We start from the raw sequence: 6,038 nt of genomic DNA on the forward strand, positions 1-6,038 counted from the left end.
CCGCCTGGGGCCAGCGCCCCGGCGCCGAGCGCGCCGCCGTGCTGCACCGGGCCGGCCTCGCGCTCGCCGCGAACCGGGACCGCCTGATCGAGGTGATGGCGGCCGAAACCGGCAAGACCATCGCCGAGGGTGACCCGGAGGTGAGCGAGGCCGTCGACTTCGCCCACTACTACGCCGAACGCGCCAGGGACCTCGACTCCGTGCAGGGGGCCACCTTCGTGCCCTCGAAGCTGACCGTGGTCACCCCGCCCTGGAACTTCCCGGTCGCCATCTCCGCGGGCGGCGTGCTCGCCGCCCTCGCGGCGGGCTCCGGCGTCATCGTCAAGCCGGCCAAACTCGCCCAGCGCTCCGGCGCGGTGATGGTCGAGGCGCTCTGGGAGGCCGGCGTGCCGCGCGACCTGCTCGTGCTGGTGGACCTCGCCGACCGTGAGCTGGGCACCCGGCTGATCTCGCACCCGGCCGTGGACCGGGTCATCCTGACCGGCGCCTACGAGACCGCGCAGCTGTTCCGCAGCTTCCGCGAGGACCTGCCCCTGCTGGCCGAGACCAGCGGCAAGAACGCCATCATCGTCACCCCCTCCGCCGACCTCGACCTGGCCGCCGCCGACGTGATCAAGAGCGCGTTCGGCCACGCCGGGCAGAAGTGCTCGGCCGCGAGCCTGGTCATCCTGGTCGGTTCGGTCGCCAAATCCGAGCGCTTCCTCAGCCAGCTGACGGATGCCGCGACCTCCCTGCGCGTCGGCCGCCCGTCCGACCCGGTCACCCAGATGGGCCCGATCATCGAGCCGGCGGAGGGAAAGCTCCTGCACGCCCTGACCACGCTCGGCGTGGGCGAGCAGTGGCTGGTGGAGCCGAAGCAGCTCGACGAGTCCGGCGCCCTGTGGTCGCCCGGCATCCGCACGGGGGTCGCTCCCGGGTCCTACTTCCACCTGACCGAGTTCTTCGGCCCGGTGCTCGGCGTGATGCACGCCCGCAACCTGGCCGAGGCCATCCGGTTCCAGAACGCGGTGGACTACGGCCTCACGTCCGGGCTGCACTCGCTCGACTCCGCCGAACTGGCCGAGTGGGTGGACACGATCGAGGCCGGAAACCTCTACGTGAACCGCGGCATCACCGGCGCGGTCGTGCAGCGCCAGCCGTTCGGCGGCTGGAAGCGCTCTGCCGTCGGCGCGGGCACGAAGGCGGGCGGACCGAATTACCTTCACGGGCTCGGCAGTTGGGTGACCGACCCCGGCCGCAACTCCTCCACCCTGCACCTGCGCGGCCTGGACCAGACCGTCACCGACGTGATCGAGGCGGCGCAGACCGTGCTCGACTACGCCGACTTCGACGTGCTGCGCCGCTCTGCCCTGAGCGACGCCCTGGCCTGGCGCGAGGAGTTCGGCGTCGTGAAGGACGTCTCGAACCTCGGCCTCGAACGCAACCTGTTCCGCTACAGCCCGCTGCCCGTCACGGTGCGCCTGGCCGAAGACGGCACCCTCTCCGACCTGCTCCGGATCATCGCCGCGGCCACCCTGACCACGTCCCGGTTCGAGGTCAGCAGTGCCATCCCGGTGCCTCCGCTGGTGCGGAACGCGCTGTCCGAGCGTGAGATCCCGGTGACGGTGGAGAGCGACGCGGAATGGCTGGAGCGCGCGGCGGCCGGCGGCATCCGCACCAGCCGGGTGCGACTGATCGGCGGGGACCGGCTGACCGGGGCGACGCAGGCGGCATCCGCCCTCACCCACGCGCTCCGCGGCAGCCCGGACATCGCGATCTACGCGCACCCGGTCACCCAGGCCGGCCGGGTCGAGCTGCTGCCTTTTCTGCGTGAACAGGCGATCTCGATCACCGCCCACCGTTTCGGCAACCCCAGCACGCTCTCGGACGGGGTCATCTAGCCCGTCGCGGGGCGCCGTCGCCCGCACGGCGGCGGTGCCCCGGGCCCGGCACGAGTGACGGCGCAGGTCACGGCGCAGGTCACGGCGCAGGTAAAATGGGACCGTGACGGTCGCAGTATGCGGCTGCTCGGGGCAGGGATACGGACAACGAACAGGTTTCTGGTGCAGGATTGCCGGGCTGCGGGTTTCCAGCGCTGCAATTCGACAGGGGAATCAGAGTTGAACGGAAACGCCACGACGACGCACCGTAACGTCGCCCTGCTGTCGGTGGACAGCGAACTCGCCCCGCGGATCACGACCTCGGTCGAGATCGACGCCCGACTGCAGCCGGCGCTGAAGCGCCTGCGCCTGCCCAGCGGCCTGCTCCAGCGGGTGGCCGGCGTGCAGGAGCGCCGTAACTGGGCGCCCGGACAGGCGTTCGACGACGCGGCCGTGCTGGCCGGCCGGCGTGCCCTCCAGTCCGCCGGCATCGAGCCGGGCCAGGTCGGGCTGATGATCAACACCTCCGTGACCCGCAAGCACCTCGAGCCGTCGGTGGCCGTGCGCATCCACCACGGCCTCGGCCTGCCGTCCTCGGCCACCAACTTCGACATCGCCAACGCCTGCCTCGGTTTCGTCAACGGCATGACCCTGGCCGCGCAGCTGATCGACTCCGGGCAGGTGCAGTACGCCGTGGTCATCGACGGTGAGGACGCCGACGAGATCCAGTCCAACACGATCGACCGGCTGGGCCGCGCCGATATCAGCCGCAAGGACTTCATGAGCGAGTTCGCGAGCCTCACCCTCGGCTCCGGCGCCGCGGCGGCCGTGCTCGGGCCGGCGGACGCGCATCCGGAGGGCCATCGCATGCTCGGCGGGGTGACGCGCGCCGCGACCCAGTTCAACGGCCTCTGCGTCGGCAGCGTCGACGGCATGTTCACCGACGCCAAGGCGCTGCTCAAGGGCGGCATGGAACTCGTCGTCTCGGCCTGGACCGAGGCCAAACGCGACTGGAACTGGTCCGGCATGGACCGCTACATCCTGCACCAGGTGTCGGACGTGCACACCAACGCGATCATCAAGGCCACCGGCCTGGACCGTTCCCGGGTTCCGCTCACGTACCCGCTGCTCGGCAACGTCGGGCCGGCGTCGATCCCGATCACGCTCGCCGAGGAGGCGAAGCGGCTCTCACCCGGCGACCGGGTGCTGCTGATGGGCGTCGGGAGCGGCCTGAACACCGCCATGATGGAACTCGCCTGGTGAGCAGCAGCAGCAGCAGCCGCAGCACGAGCACCCGCACGAGCACCCGCACCGGCACCGGATACCGCCTGCCGCGGGCGGCCGAGACGACCGCCCCGGCGTCACTGCCGCCGCAGGGACTGCCCGGCCTCGACCCGGCCTTCTCCCGGCTGGTCACCGCTGCCGAGACCGCTGCCGAGACTGCTGCCGAGACCGGCGGGGAGCGACCGGCGAGCCGCACCTGGCACCTGCTCGACAACGCCGATCGGCTGGCCGAACTCGGGCTCACCCCGATCGGTACCGTGCTCTGCGTGCACGGCAACCCCACCTGGTCCTACCTCTGGCGTGACCTCGTCACCGCCGCGACGGATGCCGCCATCGCCGGCGGCCCGGCGTGGCGGGTCATCGCCGTCGACCAGCTCGACATGGGCTTCTCCGAGCGCACCGGGGCGCCGCGCCCGCTGGCCCGCCGGGTCGCCGACCTCGCCGACCTCACCGCCGAGCTCGGACTGGCCGGCCCCGTGCTCACCTTCGGCCACGACTGGGGCGGCGTGGTCTCGCTCGGCTGGGCGGTGGACCATCCGACCCTGCTCGCCGGGGTGCTGCTGCTGAACACCGCCGTGCACCAGCCGGAGGACGCGCCGATCCCGGCCCCGCTGCGGCTGGCCCTGCGCCACGGCGTGCTCGGCGCCGCAACGGTCGCCACGCCCGCGTTCCTGGAGACGACTCTCGCGCTCGCGCATCCGCCGCTCTCCGCCGCCGTGAAGCAGGCCTACCGCGCGCCCTACCGCGGGGCAGCGCGCCGCGGCGGCATCGGTGCGTTCGTCGCCGACATCCCCGTCGACGACGCGCACGAGAGTGCGGCCGAGCTCGTGCGCATCTCCACCGGGGTGCGCCGCCTGGACGTGCCGGCCCTGATGCTCTGGGGCCCGGCCGACCCGATCTTCAGCGACCGGTACCTCGACGACCTCGCGCAGCGCCTGCCGCAGGCCGACGTGCACCGGTTCGAGGGCGCCGGGCACCTGATCGCCGAGGACGTCGACTACGCCTCCGCCGCACTGACCTGGCTCGGCGACCACACCTTCGCCGCCCCGGACCCCCTGCCCGGAGCGGCCCTCCCCGCCGGAGGGCTCCCCGCCTCAATGTTCCCCGCCGGAGTGCCCGTTCCGGTCGAGAGTGCCCGTTCCGCGGGTCACTCTCGTCCGGAACGGGAACAGTCGGAGGGCTGGGCGGCGAGCGGGCAGCATCCGCTCTGGCACTACCTGGACGAGTTGCAGGGCAGCGACGACACCGCCCTCGTCGACATGGCCCCGCCGGGCGGCGGCGCACACCGCGTCGTCAGCTGGCGGCTGCTCTCCCGCCGGGTGCGGCAGCTCGCCGCGGGCCTGCACCTGATCGGCGTGCGCAAGGGCGACCGGGTCTCCCTGCTGATCCCGCCCGGCGCCGACCTGACCGCCGTGCTCTACGCCTGCGTGCGCATCGGCGCGATCGTGGTCGTGGCGGATGCCGGCCTCGGCCTGCGCGGCCTGACCCGGGCCGTGCGCGGCGCGCGTCCGGACCACGTGATCGGCGCCGCCCCCGGGTTGCTCGCCGCCCGGGCCCTCGACTGGCCCGGCCAGAAGATCGCCGTCGCCCGGTTCCCGAGCACGGTGGCCCGACTCCTCGACATCTCCTTCACCCTCGCCGAGATCATCGCGCTGGGCGCGGACGAGCAGCTGCCCGGGACGCCCGGGCCCGGCGACACGGCGGCCGTGCTCTTCACGTCCGGCTCGACCGGTCCGGCCAAGGGCGTCGTCTACACGCACGGCCAGCTCGCCGCGGTCAGCCACGCGCTGCACGCCCAGTACGACGTGGGCCTCGGCACCGGACTGGTGGCCGGTTTCGCCCCGTTCGCCCTGCTCGGCCCGGCCCTCGGCGCCCGCTCGGTGACCCCGGACATGGACGTGACCTCCCCGAAGACCCTGACCGCGACCGCCGTCGCCGCCGCGGTCGCCGCCATCGACGCGACCGTCGTCTTCCTCTCACCGGCCGCGCTCGCCAACGTCGTCGCCACCGAGGCCACGCTCAGCGCGGCCGACCACCGCAGCCTCGCCGGCGTGCGCAGCTTCCTCTCCGCCGGCGCGCCCGTCTCCGAGCCCCTGCTGGCCGCCGCGGCCCGCCTGATGCCCGGCGCCAGCGCCCACACCCCCTACGGCATGACCGAGGGACTCCTGATGACCGACATCTCCCTGGCGGGCATCCGCGAGGCGACGGCGGCGGTCAAGACCGAGGCGTCGGCGATCGCGGCGGCCACGCCCGGGTCGGTGACGACCGAGACAGCGGCGACGGCCGGGCCGGGCACGACCGAGACGACGGCGACGGATGCCCCGGCCGGCCCCGGCGGCGTCTGCGTCGGCCGTCCCGCGGCCACCACCGACCTCCGGATCAGCGCCCTCGACGCCACCGGTGCGGCTACCGGCGCCCTCGCCGAGACCCCCGGGATCACGGGGGAGATCGTCGTCTCCGCCCCCCACGTGAAGAACCACTACGACCGGCTCTGGCTGACCGATCGCGCCTCCCGCAGCGGCGTGACCCCGGGGCGGCGCTGGCACCGCACCGGCGATGTCGGGCACCTGGACGAGGCCGGACGGCTCTGGGTCGAGGGCCGCCTGCCGCACGTGATCACCAGCGCGGCCGGCGTGCTTACCCCGGTCGGACCCGAGCAGCGCCTCGAGCGCGTCGCCGTGGTGGCCCGCGCCGCCGTCGTCGGGGTCGGTCCGGCCGGCATCCAGCAGGTCGTCGCGGTCGTCGAGACCACGCCTGCGGCCCGCCGGGTGGGCCTGGCCGCCCCGGAACTGGCCGCCGCCGTGCGCGCAGCCGCCGGCGTGCCGCTCGCCGCGGTGCTGGTGGTGCCGCAGCTGCCCACCGATATCCGTCACAACTCGAAGATCGACCGCACCC

Annotated in this window: 3 protein-coding genes; all 3 read left to right on the forward strand. The window is 73.6% G+C overall.

Annotated features, from left to right (window positions below; genetic code table 11):
• Nucleotides 1-1,880: aldehyde dehydrogenase family protein (locus tag E3T37_RS00630; RefSeq protein WP_134364930.1), on the forward strand; the 1,880-nt coding region annotated here is incomplete at its 5' end.
• Nucleotides 1,881-2,099: 219 nt separating this feature from the next.
• A complete protein-coding gene (locus tag E3T37_RS00635; protein WP_241976053.1) occupies nt 2,100-3,122 on the forward strand; it encodes a 3-oxoacyl-ACP synthase III in 1,023 nt (340 codons plus the stop codon).
• Nucleotides 3,123-3,187: 65 nt separating this feature from the next.
• The coding region (locus tag E3T37_RS00640) for an alpha/beta fold hydrolase (RefSeq protein ID WP_134364932.1) at nt 3,188-6,038 on the forward strand (2,851 nt) is incomplete at its 3' end.

Origin of the sequence: Cryobacterium sp. TMT2-10 (assembly GCF_004403075.1) — a bacterium.
GTDB classification, from domain to species: domain Bacteria; phylum Actinomycetota; class Actinomycetes; order Actinomycetales; family Microbacteriaceae; genus Cryobacterium; species Cryobacterium shii.